We start from the raw sequence: 18,956 nt of genomic DNA on the forward strand, positions 1-18,956 counted from the left end.
TCTGTTCTTCTTAGTTAAAACCGAGCCATGGGCCGAGGATGGGCATCGGCAAGCCGAGCAACTTGACGAAGACGACGACCGCGAACACGGCCAGGCCGACCGCCAGCAGGATCGAAGCGCCCCAGGTGAACTTGGGGCTGGCATAGGCACTCATCAGGATCAGCACCAGGGCCGCCGGCACCAGGCCCGCGCCGCGCACCAGGAAGCCGAACAGAAGGACGGCGACCAGGATCAGGACGATTTCCTTGATGTAGAACTTGCCGATCGCTTCACCCGGACGCAGGAAGGAGCGGATCACGCCGATCAGGCCGATCAGGGCGAGCATGCCGCCCAGCACGGTAGGAAAATATGCCGGACCCATACGGCCGGCGGACCCCATCGGGTAGTCGCGGCCGATGATGATGGCGGCGAGTCCGATGAACAGAAAGATGATGCCGGTCCAAAAGTCCTTTGGATGGCGGATGAATGAAGGCACTGCACGCTCCTTTTATTGCTGTTTGAATGCTGTCCCGCCGTCGCGCCGCCTCAGTCTCCCCCCGAGCGCACGCGCAGGCGCCAGGCCGCCGCGGAGGATCCCCCCGCGGCGGCCTGGTGTTCTTCACGAAGTCTTAGTCGGCGTAGACGCCGGCTTTGCTGATGATGGGCGACCAGCGCTCGATTTCGGCCTTGACGTGAGCACGCAGGGCTTCCGGCGTGGCGCGCTTCTCGGCGACCGGCTCGGTGCCGAGGTCGGCGAAGCGGGTCTTCACGTTCGGATCCTTGAGGGCCGTCTGCAGGGCGCCGGCGAGGGTGTCGACGATCTGCTTCGGCGTGCCCTTCGGCGCGTACAGGCCATGCCAGACGGCGACCTCGAAGCCCGGCAGGCCGGATTCGTTCAGGGTCGGCAGGTCGGGCATGTTGGCCAGGCGGGTCTTGGTGGTGACCGCGTAGGCCTTGATCTTGCCGCTCTTGATCTGGCTGGTGGTGTTGGTGGTCTGGTCGCACATGATGTCGACCTGGCCGCCGAGCAGGTCGTTCATGGCAGGACCCGTGCCCTTGTACGGCACGGTGGTGAGGTCGGTGCCCATGGCGGTCATGAGCAGCATGCCGCACAGGTGCGAGGCCGAGCCGACGCCGGCGTTGGCGTAGGTGACCTTGTCCTTGTTGGCCTTCACGTAGCTCAGGAATTCCTTGATGTCCTTGGCCGGGAAGTCCTTGCGTGCGACGATGGTCATCGGCACGTCGGTGACGAGGCCGATCGGCTCGAAGTCGGTCTGGGCGTTGTACGAGAGCTTGCGGTACAGCGAAGGCGCGGTCGAGTGGCCGATATGGTGCAGGAACAGCGTGTAGCCGTCCGGTGCCGCCTTGGCGACGCGCGCGGCGCCGATCGTGCCGCCGGCGCCGCCGACGTTCTCGATGATGATCTGCTGCTTGAGCTTGTTGCCCATGGACTGGGCCACCAGGCGTGCGACGGTGTCGGTCGGGCCGCCGGCCGCGAACGGCACGATCATGGTGATCGTCTTGGTCGGGTAGGTCTGGGCGTGGGCGAAGGCGCTGCCGAACAGTGCCAGGCATGCGGCGGCGCGCATCAGGGTGATCTTCATGGTGTCTTCCTCGGTCTCTGTTTATATGTGTTGTGCTGCCGTCCACCTGTGCCCCCGTAGCCGGGTGTTGTTTAACAGGTATGTACGCAGCCTCGGTTGTACCAGTAAATAGTTCGGTTGGCAACTAAGGGAAAACCGCAATAGCCAGTTGGGGAAATGCTCATCCATATTAGCGCGGAGCGCATTTTTCCGCCCTGCGCGTGGCCTCTCGCGTGCGCAGGATGCTAGGCTGGAAGCGGAGGCCATCATGCTGCGCACACTTTTTGCCGCACTCGCGCTGGGCGCCGCCCCGGGCTGGCAGGACACCGTCGAGATCGCCGCGGGCGGCGGCGAAAAGGGGCCGTGGCGCCAGAACCTGTCGCGCTACGACTACGTCGACGACGCCACCGTCGCCCCCAGGCCCGGCGGCGGCCAGCTGGTCGCCTGGGTCGAGCAGGGCGGCAGGGACGTCTGGCTGCGCGCCGTGCCCGAAAGCGGCCGCCCCGGTCCGCCCGTCAATGTATCGCGCAGTCCCGCGACTTTTTCATGGCTGCCGCGCATCGCCGCTGACCCGCGCCGACCCGGCCACGTCTACCTGCTGTGGCAGGAAATCATTTTCTCCGGCGGCTCGCACGGCGGCGACATCCTGTTCGCGCGCTCGCGCGACGGCGGCAAAACCTTCTCCGCACCCCTCAACCTGTCGCGTTCGCGCGGCGGCGACGGCAAGGGCCGGCTCAGCCGCGACGTCTGGTCGAACGGCAGCCTCGATCTCGTGGCCGCAAACGACGGCAGCCTGGTGGCCGCCTGGACCGAATACGAGGGCGCCTTGTGGGTCGCCCGCTCGCGCGACGCCGGCGCAAGCTTTTGGGCAGCGCGCGTGGTTGCCGGGGATGGCAGGCAGCCGGCGCGTGCGCCCGCGCTGGCGGCCGGTGCGGGCGCGACCGTCTACCTGGCCTGGACCGTGGGCGAAGACGCCGCGGCGCGCATCCGGGTGGCGCGTTCGACGGATGGCGGCGCCAGCTTCGGCGCGCCGCTGCTGACCGGCGCAGAAGGCCGCGCGGATGCGCCCAGCCTGGCAGTCGACGGCGCCGGCAGGCTGCACCTGGCGTATGCGCTGCATGCCCCCGGCCGCCGGCCGGAGGTCCGCTACACGAGCCTGCGAGCCGGCGGCTTCGCGCCGGCCCGTACCGTCTCCGCGCCCGGGGCCGCCTATCCCATGCTGGCGGGCGACGGCCGGGACGGCCTCGCGCTCGCCTGGGAAAACCTCGGCCCGTCGGAGCGTCCGGTCTCGCTCGGCCTGGCCGTCTCGCGCGACGCCGGACGCAGCTTCACGGAGCCTGCCGCCGTGCCCGGCAGCGACGCGCCGGCGGGCGGCAGCAACGGCAGCCAGCAGGGGCTGCTGGGCCGGAAGCTGGCGGTGGATCGCGCGGGACAGATGGCGCTTGTCAACAGCAGCCTGGTCCCGGGGGAGAGAAGCCGGGTGTGGCTGATGCGTGGCCGGCCCGACGCGTCAGTACGGTAATTCTACGTATTTCAAATCCGGCAACGATCGCCAATAATCATGCCGCCCGTCGCGGCCGCCATCCGCGCGCCCATCGCGGGCGCACGCAGTCGCAATCCACCGCCCCGCAACACGCGGGCGGACCATAAAAGAGAAGAGGAGCACCCTTGTCATTTCTGATCGTACTCGCCGCCCTGGCGTTCCTGATGTTTGCCGCCTATCGCGGCTACAGCGTCATCCTGTTCGCACCGATCGCCGCCCTCGGCGCGGTCCTGCTCACCGACCCGGCCGCCGTAGCGCCGGTGTTTTCCGGCATCTTCATGGAGAAGATGGTCGGCTTCGTGAAACTGTATTTCCCGGTCTTCATGCTGGGCGCCGTCTTCGGCAAACTGATCGAGCTGTCGGGCTTTTCCGAGTCGATCGTGGCCGCCGCCGTGCGCTATATCGGCCGCTCGCGCGCCAACGCCGTGATCGTCGCCGTCTGCGCGCTGCTGACCTATGGCGGCGTGTCGCTGTTCGTGGTCGTGTTTGCCGTGTATCCGTTCGCGGCCGAGCTGTACCGCCAGTCGAACATCCCGAAGCGCCTGATGCCGGGCGCGCTGGCCCTCGGCGCGTTCTCGTTCACCATGGATTCGCTGCCGGGCACCCCGCAGATCCAGAACATCATCCCGACTACCTTCTTCAAGACTACCTCCTGGGCCGCGCCCATCCTCGGCACGATCGGCTCGCTGTTCATCATCGTGGTCGGCCTGTCCTACCTGGAATGGCGCCGCCGCGCCGCGCTGGCCGCGGGCGAGGGCTACGGCAGCAACCTGCAGAACGAACCGGAGCGCGCGCAGGCAAAGTCGCTGCCAAATCCCTTGCTGGCCCTGCTGCCGCTCATCGTGGTCGGCGTCGCCAACTTCGCGCTGACCCGCATGATCCCGCAATGGTACGGCGCCGAATTCACGGTCGCGCCGGAGATCCTGCCGGGCCTGAAGGCGCCGGTGACCACCCCGATCAAGACCGTGGTCGCGATCTGGGCGGTGCAGGGCGCGCTGCTGATGGGCATCCTGTTCGTCGTGTTGACCGCATTCGGCCGCATCAAGGACCGTTTCGCGGCCGGTTCCAAGGCCGCCGTCGGCGGCGCGCTGCTGGCGGCCATGAACACGGCCTCGGAATACGGTTTCGGCGGCGTGATCGCCGCGCTGCCGGGCTTCGTCGTGGTGGGTAACGCCCTCAAAAGCATCCCCGACCCGCTGATCAACGCCGCCGTCTCCGTCAGCTCGCTGGCCGGCATCACCGGCTCGGCCTCGGGCGGCATGAGCATCGCGCTGGCCGCGATGTCGGACCTGTTCATCGCCGGCGCCCAGGCGGCCCAGATTCCGCTCGAGGTGCTGCACCGCGTGGTGGCGATGGCCAGCGGCGGCATGGACACGCTTCCGCACAATGGCGCCGTCATTACGCTGCTGGCGGTGACCGGGCTGACCCACAAGCAGTCCTACAAGGAGATCTTCGCCGTCACCGTCATCAAGACGCTGGCCGTGTTCTTCGTGATCGCGGTGTACTACCTGACCGGGCTGGTGTAAGCGCCGGGCCAGGTCCAAAGCTGGCTCAGTTGGCCAGGTTGCGGGCGACGATGGCGTCGGTCGCCGCCTGCGCCTGCTGGAGCGGCTGGTTCAGGGCCGTCGTCACGTAGCGGGCCGGCGCGGGGGCGACCGCACCCAGGGCGCCGCCTTCCTTGCGGCTGATGTCCACGTTCACGGTCGCCGACAGGCCGACGCGCAACGGGTGCGCGGCCAGCTCCTTCGGGTCGAGCGAGATCCGCACCGGAACGCGCTGCACCACCTTGATCCAGTTGCCGCTGGCGTTCTGCGCCGGCAGCAGCGAGAAGGCGCTGCCGGTTCCGGCGGCGAGGCCCAGCACCTTGCCGTGGAATGTGACCTTGTCGCCGTACATGTCGGCCTCGATGGTGACCGGCTGGCCGACGCGGATGTCGCGCAGCTCGGATTCCTTGAAGTTGGCGTCGACCCAGAGCTGGTCGAGCGGCACCACCGACAGCAGCGGCGCGCCCGGCGTCACCCGGCTGCCGACCTGCACGCTGCGCTTGGCGACGTAGCCCGAGACCGGCGCGACGATCGCATTGCGGCGCGCGGCCAGCCAGGCCGACAGGTACTCGGCCTTTGCCGCGAGTACGCTCGGATGGTGGGCGGCGTCCACGCCGGCGGTGCCGGCGCGCGCGGCCGCGACCTGCTTCAGGGCGACATCGAGGGCGGCCCTGGCGTCTTCCACCGCGCGCCGCGCGTGCGCCACGTCCTCGCCCGAGACTACCTGCTCGCCGGCCAGCGGCGTGCGCCGGCCCAGGTCTTCGGCGGCCGTCTGCAGGGCGACGCGGCGCTGCGCGACCACCGCCAGCAGCTGCTCGACGTTGGAATAGCGTTCGCGCTGCTGGCGCACCGCGCTGCCGAGGCGCGCCTCGGCCTGGGTGAGAGCGATCTCGGCGTCGCTCGGATCGAGGCGGACGATCTCGGCGCCCGCCTGCACCATCTGTGTTTCGTCGGCGCGGATCTCGATCACGCTGCCGGCGACTTGCGAGGAGACGTTGACCAGGTTGCCGCCCACATAGGCGTTGTCGGTCTCGGCGCGCTGCGACAGCACCAGGGTGGCGTAGGCGCCCCAGGCGATGGCGCCGAGGGCGAACACGCCGGTGATGCCGAGCAGGACGGCCTTGCGTTTGTTCGGGTGTTGGGTGGCTTGGGTGGTTTCGGTGGTCATGGAAGTTGTGTTGTCGATGCGTGAACGGAGGCGGTCTGGCTGGCAGGGGCACGGTAGCCGCCGCCAAGCGCCTTGATGAGGGCGACCTGTGTTTGCAGCTGCGCGTCCTGCAGCTGCAGCGCATCGCCGCGCAGGCGCAGCACCTCAAGTTGCGCCTGCAGGACGGCCGAGCGCTCGGCCAGCCCGCGCGCCAGGCGGGCTTCGGCACTGGCCGCGAGCCGGCCGCTGGCCTGCTCGGCCTGCGCGTGCGCCGCCAGCTCGCGCTCGATGCCTTGCAGCGTCGCGCCTTCCTGGGCCACGTCGCGCACGGCATTCAGCACCGCTTCGTTGTACTCGGCCAGCAGCGCGTCGCGTTCGGCGCGGGCGATGCCGAGGTTCGCGTCGAGGCGGCCGCTGTCGAACAGCGGCAGGTCGAGCACGGCGCCGGCCAGCATCGTGCGGCTGGCGCCGCGCAGCAGCTTGCCGAGCGAAACGGCGTTCAGGCCGAGCGCGCCGGACAGGTTCAGGTCCGGATAGAAGGCGGCTTCGCTGGCGGCCACGCGGCCCAGCGCCGCCTCCACGCGCCAGCGCGCCGCCTGCAGGTCGGGCCGGCGCGCCAGCAGTTCCATGCCAAGCACGCGCGGCAGCGCGGCCTGCGCGGTTTGCGGCAGGCGCCATTCCAGCTGGGGGAAGTCGTCCGGGCCGGCGGCGACCAGCGCGCGCAGGGCTTCGCCTTCGCGCGCCGCCTGTGTCTCCAGCAGGGCCGCCTGTTCGGCCAGCTTGCCCAGCTCCAGTTCGACGCCGCGCTGGGCATCCACCGTGGCCAGGCCATGGGCGAGGCGGGCGGTGCGGTCGGCCAGCAGCTGGCGCTCGACGCGCGCAAGCGTGGCGACGTTGTCAGCGCGCGCCCACAGCAGCTGCAGGCGGAAGTAGCTCTGCGCGACGCTGGCGGCCAGTGCCTGCTGCGCCTGGCCGGCCTGGGCCCGGGCCGCATTCGTCTCGCCGATGGCGGCGGCGACCTGGGCGCGGTGCTTGCCCCACCAGTCGACCTCGTAGCTGACGCGGCCTTGCACCGTGGTGTCGGTGTACCAGCTGCCGCCGATCGGCTCGGGGAAGAAACCGTTGGCGGAATAGCGCTGGCGGTTGATGCCTGTCTCCAGGCCCGCCTGGACGCCGCCGGCGGCGCGTTCGGCGCCGAGCTGGGCGCCGGCCAGGCGCACGCGCGCGGCGGCCACGGCCAGGGTCGGATTGCCGGCGAGGGCCTGGTCCACCAGCCGGTCGAGCTGGGGATCGCGGTAGTCGCGCCACCAGTGTTCGACCGGCCAGGCGTCACGCCCAAGGTCGATGGCCGCGGCGTGCTGGGCACGGGCGAAGTCGGGCGCCTTGGCCGCGTCCTTGTCAGGCGGGACGTGCACGCAGCCGGCGAGCGCGAGCGCCAGGGGAATCAATCGTAAATGTCGCACTAGGTGGTCCATCATCAGGGTTAATCGAGGGCGGCGTGGTCGACAGGCGCGGGACTTGCCTGTGCCTTGGGCGGCCGGATCAGCAGCAGGGCCGGGATCACGGCGGCGGTCAGGATCATCATCAGCCAGTAGTCGTTGGTGTAGGCGATCATCGAGGCCTGGCGCGTGATCTCGCTGTCGACCAGGGCGGCGCCGGCCGCATTGGCGATACTGGCCAGGCTGTAGCCGCCCGCCGGGTCCATCAGGGCCGGATTGGCGATGTTCACCTTGGCCGCCAGCTCGGCATGCATGGTCGCGCTGTTCCGGACCAGCAGCGTCTGCACCAGGGTGATGCCGATGCTGCTGCCGATGTTGCGAATCAGGCTGTACAGGGCCGTGCCTTCGGCGCGCATCTGCGGCGACAAGGTGGCGAAGGTCGCCGCCGACAGCGGCACGAACACCAGGCCCAGGCCGATACCCTGGATCACGCCGGGCCAGACGATGTCGGCCTGGCTCATGACGATGGTGTACTGCGCCATCTGCCACAGCGAGAAGGCGGTGATCGCGAAGCCGGCGCCGAGCAGGATGCGGAAATCGATCTTGCCGGTGACGCGGCCGACCACCAGCATCGCCAGCATGGTGCCCAGACCCGAGGGTGCGGTCACCAGGCCGGCCAGCGCCGCCGGATAGCCCATCAGGCCCTGCAGCATGGTCGGCATCAGGGCGCGCGTGGCGAACAGCACCATGCCGACCGTGAAGATCAGGAACAGGCCGGTCACGTAGTTCGGGTTCTTCAGCAGGCGGTAGTCGAGGAAGGACTGGCCGGCCGGGCGCAGCGCCGTGTGGGCGATGAAGTAGGAGAGGCTCAGGGCCAGCAGCACGGCCTCGATCCAGGTTTCAGGGGAAGCGAACCAGTCGTTCTGCTCGCCGCGGTCGAGCAGCATCTGCAGGGCGCCGATGGCCAGGCTCAGGGTGATGAAGCCGAAGGCGTCGAAACTGACGCGGCGCGTCGGCGCGGTCGGGCGGATGTAGCGCCAGATGCCGTAGAAGGCGATGGCGCCGATCGGCACGTTGATGAAGAAGACCCAGCGCCAGTTGTAGCTGTCGGTCAGCCAGCCGCCCAGGGTCGGCCCGAGGATGGGACCGATCATCACGCCCATGCCCCACACGGCCATCGCCGAGCCGTGCTTTTCGCGCGGATTGATGTCGAGCAGGACCGATTGCGAAAGCGGCACCAGGGCCGCGCCGAACACGCCCTGCAGCACCCGCGCGCCGACGATCTGCGCGAGCGAACCGGCCAGTCCGCACAGGACGGAGGCGATGGTGAAGCCGGCGACCGAGACCAGGAACACTTTCTTCAGGCCGAACCGGTCGACCAGCCAGCCGTTGAGCGGCGTGGCGATCGCGGCGGCGACGATGAAGGAGGTCAGCACCCAGGTGATCTGGTCGGTCGAGGCGGACAGCGAGCCCTGCATGTGCGGCAGGGCGACGTTGGCGATGGTGCCGTCCAGGGCCTGGATGATGGTGGCGAGCATGATCGAGATCGTGATCATGCGGCGGTTCAGGGGCTGTGCCTGGTCCGGCGCGGCCGTTGCGGTCGAAGCTTGCACTGCTTATTCCCCGTTTTCGATGCGCGCGCGCAGGCCTTCGAGCAGCTCGGCGGCCGCCAGCAATGTCTCCTGCGGCAGGCCCGCGAGCATGCTGCTGCGATAGGCGTCGGCTTCCTTGCGCACGCGGGCGTACAGGGTGCGACCGTCCTCGGTCAGGTGGGCCAGCTTGACGCGGCGGTCGTTCGGACTCGGCTCCCGGCGCACCAGGCCGCCGCGTTCGAGGCGGTCGAGCATCGAGACCACGGACGGCCCTTCGATGCCGAGCAGGTCGGCCAGCTCGCGCTGCGAGGGCGGCTGCTTGGCCTTGGCGATCATGGCGATGGTCATCCAGCCGGCCTGGCCGATGCCCAGGTCCTTCAGGCGTGCGTCGATCGCCAGGCGCCAGCTGCGCGCGGTGGCGTGGAGGGCGGCGGAGAAGCGTTCTTCGACGGTGGGAGCTGTGGGCGGCATCGATAGGGACCAAATAGATAGGTGTCTATCTAGTTTATCAAATGAAACCACAACCCGTAAAGCATAGGTTTTGTAGGGTGGGCACTTTTGCCCACGCGGTACGGTGCGTGCCAGTCGACCGCGGTGCGCAATGGCGCCGATCCGTGCCCAAGCAGTGCGGTGTGCAAAAGTACGACCGCGTGGGCAAAAGTGCCCACCCTACGGCACTACGTCACCATTTGCCGTTCTAAAAACGCCTCGAACGCCTCGCGCGGCACGGCCGGCGAGAAATGCCAGCCCTGGATGTAGTCGCAGCCGAGGGCCGCCAGGATGTCGCGCTGGGCGGCCGTTTCGACGCCCTCGGCGATCGCCTCGATCCCGAGCCGGTGCGCCAGGTCGACGATGGCTTCGGTGAGGGCCTTGTCGCTGCCGTCCTCGGTCAGGTGGTTGATGAAGGACTTGTCGATCTTGAGGTAGTCGACGTCGAACTGCTTCAGGTAGGACAGCGAGGAGAAGCCGGTGCCGAAGTCGTCGATCGAGACCCGGGCGCCGGCCGCGTGCAGGGCGTCGAGGCAGCGCCGCACCTGTTCGGCGTCGCTTACCAGCACGCCTTCGGTGATCTCGATGGTGATGCTGTTGGGCGGCAGGCCGGCATTCACGACCCGGGTCAGCCAGGGCAGCCCGGAGCGCTGTTCGAACTGGACCGGCGAGACGTTCACGCTGAGTTCGACGTCGATGCCATAGAGGCGGCGCCAGCGCTCGATGCTGGCGATGGCTTCGACCAGCACCCATTCGCCGATCTCGTGGATCAGGCCCGCTTCCTCGGCCAGCGGAATGAAGCGCGCCGGGCTGACCATGCCGTGCTCGGGATGCAGCCAGCGCAGCAGGGTCTCGGCCTTGCGGATGCCGCCCGTTGCCGTCTCGACGATCGGCTGGTAGTGCACCTGCAGCTGGTTGTGCGCCAGTGCCGCGCGCAGGTCGTTGGTCAGGGACAGCTTGTCGCGCGCGTGCTGCTGCAGCGCGGGCGTGAAGTACTGGAAGCGTCCGCGCCCGGCGCTCTTGGCCAGGTAGACGGCCTGCTCGGCATTGCGCAGCAGTTCGGCCGCATCGCCGCCATCGTCCGGGAACACGCTGATGCCGACGCTGGCCGACACATAGGCGACGATGCCCGGGCCCAGCTCCAGCGGCGCGGCGATCGCGCCGATCACGGCGTCGGCGGTCGTCTCGAGGTGGCGCCGGCCGTCGAATTCGCTCACCACGAGCGCGAACATGTTGCTGCCCAGGCGCGCGATGGTGGCGTCGGGCGGCACGCAGCGCGTCAGGCGCCGGGTCATCTCGACCAGGGCGGCGTCGCCCCGGGCGTGGCCGTAGCTGTCGTTGATCTCCTTGAAGCGGTCGAGGTCGAGCAGCAACACCCCCAGGCCGTGGCCGGCGGCGCCAAGCTTCTTGAGGTCCTGTTCGAGGCGGTCGAGGAACAGGCGCCGGTTCGGCAGGCCGGTGAGGGCGTCGAAGTTGGTCTGGTGCCAGATCAGCTCATCCTTCTGCTTCTGTTCGCTGATGTCGTGGAATTGCAGCACGTGACGGTGCACGCGGCCGTCGGGGTGGCGGATCACGCGGATGTCGACGTAGCTGGCGGCGAATGAGCCGTCACGGTTGCGGTCCAGGATCTCGCCTTCCCAGTGGTCGTTCTTCAGCAGCGCCTCCCACAGGCGGCCGTAGAAGCAGCTGTCGTGGACGCGCGACTCGAACAGCGCCGGCGTCGTGCCCATCACCCCGGCCAGCGTGGCGTCGGCCTGGCGCAGGAAGGCCGGATTGGCGTCGACGATGCGGTTCTCCTCGTCGGTCACGACGATCGCTTCCAGGCTGGTCTGGTAGATCAGGTTTGCCATGCGCATCGATTCCTCGAGCTCGTGGCGCTGGGTCACGTCCTGCACGGTGCCGCGCAGCCTGACCGGCCGCCCGTCCTCGAGCTCGGCGCTGCAGATCGAGCGGATCCACTTGGGATTGCCGGCGCCGCTGACCATCGGCAGTTCGATCGAGAAGGACTTGCCCTGTTTTACCGCCTCGTCCAGGGTCTTGCCGATCAGCTCGCGGTCTTCGTCGCTGTAGCAGGCGGTGCAGGTGGCCGGCGTCAGCGGCAGGTCGGGCGGGATCTCGTAGATGCGGGCCAGTTCGCCAGTCCAGCTGAAGGCTTCGGTCGCGATGTCGATTTCCCAGGCCCCGATCTGGGCCAGGGCGCTCATTTCCTGCAGCATCCGGTCCTGTTCGCGGATCGTGCGCTCCTGCTCGCGCCGGTCGGTGATGTCGCGCGCCACGCCCAGCACGCCGAGCACGGTGCCGTCCGGCTGGGTGACGGGCGTCTTGATGGTCTCGAAGACGCAGTGTTTTCCCGCGTCGCCGGGCGCGCTTTCCTCGACGGTAATCGGGCCGCCTTTGCGCAGGGCCGCCGCATCGGCATTGCGGAACTCCTCGGCGGTCGCGGCATCGAACAGGTCGCTGTCGCGCTTGCCGACGATGTGCTTGCGCGGCCAGCCGAAGACCTTGGCGACCTGGTCGTTGCAGGCCTGGTAGACGCCTTGCAGGTCCTTCAGCCAGACCAGGTCGGGACTGCTTTCGACCAGGGTGCGCAGCTGCGCCTTTTCGCGTTCCAGTTCGCGCGTGCGGACCCGCACCGCGCGCCGCACCGAAGCCAGCCAGGCGGTCAGCAGCACCAGCAGGACGCCGAGCGCCACCAGCCCCTGGATCAGGCGTTCGGCGTAGCGCTCGGAAACCAGGGGGCGGCCCATCCATTTGTCGCGCAGCGCCTCGCGCTCCGCGGCCGTGATGCGCGCCATGCCGTTTTCGACCAGGGCCAGCGTGGCCGTGTCGCCCTTGCGCACGGCGCGCCGCAGCTGGTCGCGCGCGATGTCGAAGGACTTCACGTAGCGCCGGTGCAGGCCGAGGCGGTAGAGCTGGTAGTCGGCCGAGTATTCGTCCAGGCACAGCAGCTTGACGTCCTGGCTGGCCGCCGCAGCCAGCAGCGACTCGTAGGTGGGAAACACGCGCACGGTGTCGATGCCGCCACGCTGCAGCTGCTCGGCGCAGGCGTCGCCCGACTGCACGCCGACCACGAAGCCCTTCAGGCTGTGCAGGTCGTGGATGCCGCTGATCGAGGCGTCGGCGTAGATGCTGGTCGACACCATGGCATAGGCCGGCGAAAAATCGTAGCGCGCGGCGCGGTCCGGCGTCAGGAAGATGGGATCGATCACGTCGGCGCGGCCGTCCTCGAGCGCCGGCAAGACCTGGGCCCAGTTGGCCGGCAGCAGCTGGACCTGGCGGCCGGTTTTCTTTTCCCACAGCTTCCACAGGTCGACCGTATAGCCTTCCAGCTTGCCGTCGGCATTGCGCCAGGAATAGGGCGGGTAATTCTGGTCCATGACCACGCGCAGCGGCGCTGCCGGCGCCAGCGCAGGCAGGACGAGACAGGCGATCAGCAGTAGGCGGATGGATCGCGGCATCGTTTCTCCCGGAATTGCAGTTGGCGCAACGCGACCCGGCCCCGGCCGGCGTGGCATGCGCCCCGCAAATGTTTAGAGTGACGATACCATGAACCTGCTGCCCGGCAGCGCGCCGACTGTGCCGTTGGGTCCGCCTGACCTGCCCAAGGCCCGCGCATCTATGCTGGGGAAGCCGGTTCAGGCTTTGGACGCGCGCTTGTGTGCCTCCTTGATGGTCCAGTAATAAATGGTGCGGCCGTCGACCTGGTCGGTTTTTTCGGGTGGCCATTCCGGCCCCATGTCGAAAGCGTGCGAGACTATGCGCGAGCCCACTTTCAGTTGCTGCCACAGGCGCGGACGCAGGCGCGTGTTGACGTTCGGCAGCAGGTAGAGCGTGACCACGGACGCCGCCGAGACGTCGGTGTCGAACAGGTCGGCCACCTTGAAGTTCACGCGGCTGCCGACGCCGGCCTGTTGCGCGTTCCTGCGCGCCTCGCCGATGCGTTCCGGATCGAGGTCGATGCCGGTGCCGCGCGCACCGTGCTGCTTCGCGGCCGTGATCACGATGCGGCCATCGCCGCAGCCGAGGTCGAATAGCACGTCGTTCTTGCCGACTTTTGCCATTTGCAGCATGCGTTCCACCACGTCCTGGGGCGTGGGCACGTAGGGCACGTCGCGGGCGGACGCGGTGACCGGCTGGGCCAGCAGGCGCAGCGGCAGCAGGCCGGCGCCGGCGGCGCCCGCGGCGCCAATCGTGAGCAAAGTGCGGCGTCGAGATAGCAGATCCATGGCATTCTCCTTGGGGTGTAGTGGGGTGGACGCGGCTCAGGACGCATGGTCGGGCCGGGCGTGCAGCCAGGGCAGGAGCAGCAGGCCGATCGCCAGCACGGCCACGCCGATCCAGGCGGCGTTCAGGCCGCCGAGCTGCTGGCTGTACACATACGACAGGCTGGACCACAGCATCCAGGCGCAGGCGCCGCAGAACAGCAAGGGCACAAGTGGAAACAGCGGCACCCGGAAGGGACGCGCCAGGCCGGGTTCGCGCCGGCGCAGCACGAACAGCGAGAGGCCTGCCAGCAGGAAGAACAGCCAGAACACGGGCGCCGTGAATTCGACCATGGACTTGAAGCCGCTGCCGAAGGCGGCGCCCAGCCCGACCAGCAGCAGGGCGGCGGCGCACTGCACCAGCATGGCGGCGGCCGGCGTGCCGCGCTCGCCGTCCCAGGCGCTTAAGGGGCGCAGGCGTTGCCAGTCCAGCCCCATTGCATAGCTCGAGCGGGCGCCGACGATCATGGTGGCGTTGATCGAAGTGAGCGCGGAGATCGCGACCAGCAGCGAAATCGTCTTTTCGCCGGCGCTGCCCAGGGTCTGGCGCATGACGTCGGCCGCCAGCGTCTCGGAGGCGGCCATGCCCGCCATGCCGAGCGTCTTCCAGCAGGCCCAGGTGACGAGCAGGTAGAGCGTCGTGATCAAGAGGATCGAGAGCGTCAGCGCGCGCACCATGTTGCGCGGCCCGTCGCGCACCTCGGCGCTGATGTAGGCGGCCTCGTTCCAGCCGCCATAGGTGAGCAGCACGAAGACCATGGCCATGCCGAAGGAGGCCGGCGGGCCCGGAGACGCGAACGAGCCGGACACTGCGGGCCCCGGATCGGCAAACAGCGCGGCCGCCCCGGCGATCAGCAGCAGCCCGCCGACCTCGGCCAGGGTCAGCCAGTTCTGGGTGGCCGCGCCGCTGCGCAGCCCGCGCAGGTTAACCAGGGACAGGATTGCGATCACCGCGCCGGCATAGACGACCGGGCCCCAGGCGGCCGGCAAACCGGGCAGCGGCCAGGCCTGCTGCATGTAGTCGCCGAAGACGAAGGCGAGCAGGGCGATGGAGCCGGTGGTGATCACGGAAAAGCGCGCCCAGCCGAACAGGAAGGCGACCGGGCGGCCATACGCGCGGCGCAGGAAGTGGTAGTCGCCGCCCGGATGGGCGCAGGAGGTGGCGAGCTCGGCATAGCACAGGGCGCCGGCGAGCGAGACCAGGCCGCCCAGGATCCACATGCCGAACATGCCCTCGGCGCTGCCGGACAATCCGGCGACGATGGCCGGCGCCTTGAAGATGCCGGCGCCGATCACGACGCCGACGATCAGGGCGACGGTTTCGCGCAGGCCGAGCAGGGGCTGTGGGCCGGCGGCCGCGTGCCGTGTCCCTTCCGTACCGCTCCGATTCTTCATCGCGCGCCTGGCTCCGCGTTGGTGTCGGGGTTCGACGCTGCCGAGCCGTGATTGGTTCCCGTGCCCGACAGGAGGTTTGCGCCAGCGCGCGCGGATGCGGCTCAGCGCGCCTGTGGCGGCAACTCCCGCTCGACCAGCGCCGCCATGGCCGCGGCGTTCGGACAGGCCAGGGCGCGCAAGCCGTGTACGGTGCCTGTCCTGTCCTACAGGTCCTCGTCCTGGCTGGCCTTCAGCTTGCCCTCGAACCGGGTGATCGGAATCTCGATGCCGACGATCGCGCGCAGCAGCTTGTCGGTATAGCCGGGCGGCGCATCCTCGAGGCGCCAGGGCCGGGGCTGCTTCGCTTCGTGGGCCGCGCTCAGGCGCCGCAGCATGTCGAGCAGCCAGTCCCGGTCCTCGACGGCGCGCGCGACGCCATGCACATGCACCACCGCATAATCCCAGGTCGGCACGACCTTGCCGTGTTCCAGTTTGCCCGGATACCAGTTCGGCGTGATATAGGCTTGCGGCCCCTGGAAGATCACCAGCGACGGCGCCTGCGCGTCGAGCGCACGCCAGACGGGGTTGGCACGAGCCACGTGGCCGATCAGGCTGCCGTGGGGACCGCGTTCGCGTTTCAAGAGGAAGGGAAGGTGGTTGGCCACGATCCCCTGCTGGCCGGCCAGCACCCAGGTCCCCAGCGCGTGGGCCTCGACCAGCGCGCGCATGGCTTCGTCGTCGCCGAAGCGGTGGTGTCTGTTGATGTACACGGGCGCTCCTAGAAGCCGAACAGGGCGTGGCGCACCAGCATGGCGCTGAGCGCGAACATGGTCAGGCCGATCAGGCCGTCGAGCACGTGCCAGGCAAGCGGCTTGGCGAACAGGGGCGCGAGGCGGCGCGAGCCGAAGCCCAGCAGGCTGAACCAGGCCACGCTGGCGCTGCTGGCGCCGAGCACGAACCAGCCGCGCAGGTTTGACGGCTGCTGGGCGCCGATGCTGCCGACCAGCAGGACCGTATCCAGGTAGACGTGCGGGTTGAGCAGGGTGAAGGCGGCGGCTTGCGCCAGCACCGCGCCGCGGCCGAGTCGTACGCTGCCGCTTGCCGCTTCGAGCCGGTTGCTCTGGCCGGCGCGTTTCAAGGCGCGCCAGCCGTAAATGCCCAGGAACAGGGCCCCGGCCAGGGCCAGGGTGCGTGCCAGCAGCGGGCTCTGGCCGAGCGCCTGGCCCATGCCGAGCACGCCGGCGGCGATCAGGACGGCGTCGGCCAGGGCGCAGAACAGCACGACGCTGCCGATGTGTTCGCGGCGCAGGCCCTGGCGCAGGACAAACGCGTTCTGGGCGCCGATCGCGACGATGAGGCCGAAGCCGAGCAGCAGGCCTTGCAGGAAGATGGAGAATGAAAGTGGTGTCAGTGAAAAGGTAGTCATGCGCGGATCTTGTCATCCGGTGTCGATGAAGGCAAACTATCTTTTCTTCACATGATTAAGTAACACTAAACCATGCTCGATTACGCCGCCCTGTCCGCCCTGGCCGCCGTCGTACGCGAAGGCAGCTTCGAACGCGCGGCGCAGGCGCTGCACGTGACGCCCTCCGCCGTGTCCCAGCGCATCCGCCAGCTGGAAGAGCGCGTCGGCTGCGCGCTGGTCATCCGCGACCAGCCCTGCCGTCCGACCGAGACCGGCCGCCGCCTGTGCCAGCACGTGGAGCGGGTGCGCCTGCTCGAACAGGACCTGCGCGGCACGCTGCCCGGGCTGGAATTGGGCGGCAGCGCGCGCGTTTCGCTGTCGGTGGCGGTGAATGCGGACAGCCTGGCGACCTGGCTGGCGCCCGCCATCGCCGCCTTTGCCGCGAACCAGCCGGTGCTGATGGAAGTGGCGGTCGACGACCAGGACCACACGGGCGAATGGCTGCGCAGCGGCGCGGTGGTGGCGGCCGTGACCGGCGTGGCCCGGCCCGCCTCGGGTTGCAACAGCCGCGCGCTGGGTGCGATGCGCTACCTGGCGGCGGCCAGTCCCGCCTTCATGCAACGCTGGTTTGCCGATGGCGTGGGCAGCAAGAGCCTGGCCGAGGCGCCCAGCCTGGTCTTCAACACGAAAGACGAGCTGCAGGCGCGCTGGGCGCGGCGCCTGTGCCATCGCCACGTCGAACTGCCGCGCCACACGCTGCCCTCGACCCAGGCGTTCGTCGCCGCCTCGCTGGCGGGGATGGGGTGGGGCATGCATCCGCAGGCGCTGATCGCCCCTTACCTGGCGGACGGCACGCTGGTGGAGCTGGTACCGGGCACGCCGCTGGATGTGCCCCTGTACTGGCAGCATGCGCGCGCCGCCTCCAGCCTGCTCGAAGAACTGAGCAAGGCGGTCCGGGCCGCAGCCGGCACCGCGTTGCTCCCGCCGTAAAAGATCTCAGGCCTTGACCAGTTCGCCGTTGCGGATGCGGTGCAGGCCGAGCGGATTGCCTTCCTGCAGCGCCTCCGGCAGCAGCCCGCTTGGCAAGTCCTGGTAGCTCACCGGACGCAGGAAGCGGTCGATGGCGCCGGCGCCCACCGAGGTGCTGCGGCTGTCGGAAGTCGCCGGGAACGGGCCGCCATGCACCATCGCGTGCGAGACCTCGACGCCGGTCGGATAGCCGTTGACCAGGATGCGGCCGGCCTTGCGCTCCAGGACCGGCAGCAGTGCCTGCGCCGCGTCGCGGTCGGCTTCGTTCAGGAACAGGGTCGCCGTCAGCTGGCCATCGAGGTGCTCGGCCACTTCGACGAACTGGTCCAGGCTGGCGCAACGCACGATCAGCGAGGACGAGCCGAAGATCTCGTCTTCCAGCGCCGGATTGACCAGGAAGTTGGCGGCGTCGGTCTCGAACAGCGCGGCCTGGCCGGCGCACACGGTGCTGCCGCACTGGCCGCGCGCGACCAGGGTGACGCCCGCTTCCTTGCCCAGCTTCTCGACGCCGCTGGTGAAGGCGGCGTGGATACCCGGCGTCAGCATGGTGCTGCCGACTTTCCCCTGGAGGGCCTTGGCGGCCGCCGCACGGAAGTTGTCCAGGGCCGCGCCTTCCAGCGCGATCACGAGGCCCGGATTGGTACAGAACTGGCCGGCGCCCAGCACCAGCGAATCGATAAAGCCGGTGCCGATCTGGGCCGCCTTCTGGGCCAGCGCGTTCGGCAGCAGGAAGAGTGGATTGATGCTGCTCATTTCGGCATACACGGGAATCGGTTCCGCGCGCGCGGCAGCGGTGCGCACCAGTGCCAGGCCGCCCTGGCGCGAACCGGTGAAGCCGACCGCCTTGATCGCCGGATGGGCGACCAGGGCCTGGCCGATGGTGCGGCCATCGCCATGCAGCATCGAGAACACGCCCTCTGGCAAGCCGCAGGCGGCGACAGCGGCCTGCACGGCCTTGCCGACTAATTCGGAGGTGCCGGGATGGGCACCGTGGGCTTTGACGACGACCGGACAGCCGGCCGCCAGTGCGGACGCCGTATCGCCGCCCGCTACCGAGAAGGCGAGCGGGAAGTTGCTGGCGCCGAAGACCGCGACCGGACCGAGGCCGATCTTGCGCAGGCGCAGGTCGGGACGCGGCGGGCTGCGCTCAGGCAGGGCCGAATCGAGCGCGGCGCCGAGGAAGTGGCCGTCGCGCACGACCTTGGCGAACAGGCGCAGCTGGTTCACGGTGCGTCCACGCTCGCCTTCGAGGCGGGCTTGCGGCAGGCCGGATTCCTGCATCGCGCGCTCGATCAGCTGCGGGCCGAGGTCGAGGATGTGCTGGGCAGCCAGTTCGAGGAAGGCGGCGCGCGCTTCCAGACTGGTGTTGCGGTAGCTGTCGAAGGCGGCGGCCGCCAGTTCGCAGGCCTGTTCCACGTCCTCGACGGTGCCGGCGCCGAAGGCCGGTTCGAATTGTTCGCCGGTGGCGGGATTGACGGCGCGGAAGGGCGCGGCGCCGCCTTTGACGGCGCGCGAGCCGATCAGCTGCTCGCCATGGATGGTGATGGTCACGTTGAGTCTCCTGGAACGC

The 18,956-nt window shown here is 69.0% G+C and carries 15 protein-coding genes; 3 read left to right on the forward strand and 12 right to left on the reverse strand.

Annotation, left to right across the window (positions count from 1 at the left end):
• Positions 1-10: 10 nt before the first annotated feature.
• Complete coding sequence (locus C2862_RS06115) at positions 11-475, reverse strand: tripartite tricarboxylate transporter TctB family protein (protein ID WP_136219221.1); 465 nt, start codon at positions 473-475, stop codon at positions 11-13.
• Between the two features lie 133 nt (positions 476-608).
• On the reverse strand, positions 609-1,583 hold the full coding sequence (locus C2862_RS06120; protein ID WP_136219222.1) for a tripartite tricarboxylate transporter substrate binding protein BugD: 975 nt from the start codon (positions 1,581-1,583) through the stop codon (positions 609-611).
• Between the two features lie 247 nt (positions 1,584-1,830).
• Here C2862_RS06120 and C2862_RS06125 point away from each other — a divergent pair, with 247 nt between their 5' ends.
• Together C2862_RS06125 and C2862_RS06130 are read left to right on the forward strand one after the other, a co-directional pair.
• On the forward strand, positions 1,831-3,084 hold the full coding sequence (locus C2862_RS06125) for a sialidase family protein (RefSeq protein WP_136219223.1): 1,254 nt from the start codon (positions 1,831-1,833) through the stop codon (positions 3,082-3,084).
• Positions 3,085-3,230: 146 nt separating this feature from the next.
• Positions 3,231-4,631, forward strand: coding sequence for a GntP family permease (locus C2862_RS06130; protein ID WP_136219224.1), 1,401 nt, complete (start codon positions 3,231-3,233; stop codon positions 4,629-4,631).
• 25 nt (positions 4,632-4,656) lie between these two features.
• Here the strand turns inward: C2862_RS06130 and C2862_RS06135 are convergent, their stop codons facing one another.
• The 9 genes from C2862_RS06135 to C2862_RS06175 all read right to left on the reverse strand — a co-directional run bounded on the left by C2862_RS06135 (position 4,657) and on the right by C2862_RS06175 (position 16,378).
• Positions 4,657-5,817: an efflux RND transporter periplasmic adaptor subunit gene (locus C2862_RS06135; protein ID WP_136219225.1), complete on the reverse strand. Its 1,161-nt coding sequence runs from the start codon at positions 5,815-5,817 to the stop codon at positions 4,657-4,659.
• The gene (locus C2862_RS06140; RefSeq protein ID WP_136219226.1) at positions 5,814-7,274 is read right to left on the reverse strand and encodes an efflux transporter outer membrane subunit; all 1,461 of its coding nucleotides are present in this window, start codon (positions 7,272-7,274) and stop codon (positions 5,814-5,816) included. Before C2862_RS06140 ends, C2862_RS06135 begins: the two co-directional genes overlap by 4 nt.
• Before the next feature lie 5 nt (positions 7,275-7,279).
• Positions 7,280-8,791, reverse strand: coding sequence for a DHA2 family efflux MFS transporter permease subunit (locus tag C2862_RS06145; protein ID WP_136219372.1), 1,512 nt, complete (start codon positions 8,789-8,791; stop codon positions 7,280-7,282).
• A gap of 60 nt (positions 8,792-8,851) precedes the next feature.
• Complete coding sequence (locus C2862_RS06150) at positions 8,852-9,298, reverse strand: MarR family winged helix-turn-helix transcriptional regulator (RefSeq protein WP_136219227.1); 447 nt, start codon at positions 9,296-9,298, stop codon at positions 8,852-8,854.
• A 206-nt stretch (positions 9,299-9,504) separates the two neighbouring features.
• The gene (locus C2862_RS06155) at positions 9,505-12,774 is read right to left on the reverse strand and encodes an EAL domain-containing protein (protein WP_168710013.1); all 3,270 of its coding nucleotides are present in this window, start codon (positions 12,772-12,774) and stop codon (positions 9,505-9,507) included.
• Between the two features lie 177 nt (positions 12,775-12,951).
• On the reverse strand, positions 12,952-13,542 hold the full coding sequence (locus C2862_RS06160; protein WP_136219229.1) for a cyclopropane-fatty-acyl-phospholipid synthase family protein: 591 nt from the start codon (positions 13,540-13,542) through the stop codon (positions 12,952-12,954).
• Between the two features lie 36 nt (positions 13,543-13,578).
• On the reverse strand, positions 13,579-14,973 hold the full coding sequence (locus C2862_RS06165; protein ID WP_136219230.1) for an APC family permease: 1,395 nt from the start codon (positions 14,971-14,973) through the stop codon (positions 13,579-13,581).
• Positions 14,974-15,176: 203 nt separating this feature from the next.
• Positions 15,177-15,722: an FMN-binding negative transcriptional regulator gene (locus C2862_RS06170; protein WP_229467311.1), complete on the reverse strand. Its 546-nt coding sequence runs from the start codon at positions 15,720-15,722 to the stop codon at positions 15,177-15,179.
• Positions 15,723-15,730: 8 nt separating this feature from the next.
• A complete protein-coding gene (locus tag C2862_RS06175) occupies positions 15,731-16,378 on the reverse strand; it encodes a LysE/ArgO family amino acid transporter (RefSeq protein WP_136219231.1) in 648 nt (215 codons plus the stop codon).
• A 72-nt stretch (positions 16,379-16,450) separates the two neighbouring features.
• Between C2862_RS06175 and C2862_RS06180 the strand changes: the two genes are divergently transcribed.
• Positions 16,451-17,347: a LysR family transcriptional regulator ArgP gene (locus C2862_RS06180; protein ID WP_136219232.1), complete on the forward strand. Its 897-nt coding sequence runs from the start codon at positions 16,451-16,453 to the stop codon at positions 17,345-17,347.
• Between the two features lie 6 nt (positions 17,348-17,353).
• On the opposite strand, the gene C2862_RS06185 is transcribed toward C2862_RS06180, so the two are convergent.
• Complete coding sequence (locus C2862_RS06185) at positions 17,354-18,931, reverse strand: aldehyde dehydrogenase (NADP(+)) (protein ID WP_136219373.1); 1,578 nt, start codon at positions 18,929-18,931, stop codon at positions 17,354-17,356.
• Positions 18,932-18,956: the final 25 nt, after the last annotated feature.

Source organism: Massilia sp. Mn16-1_5 (assembly GCF_004798585.1).
GTDB lineage: Bacteria > Pseudomonadota > Gammaproteobacteria > Burkholderiales > Burkholderiaceae_D > Telluria.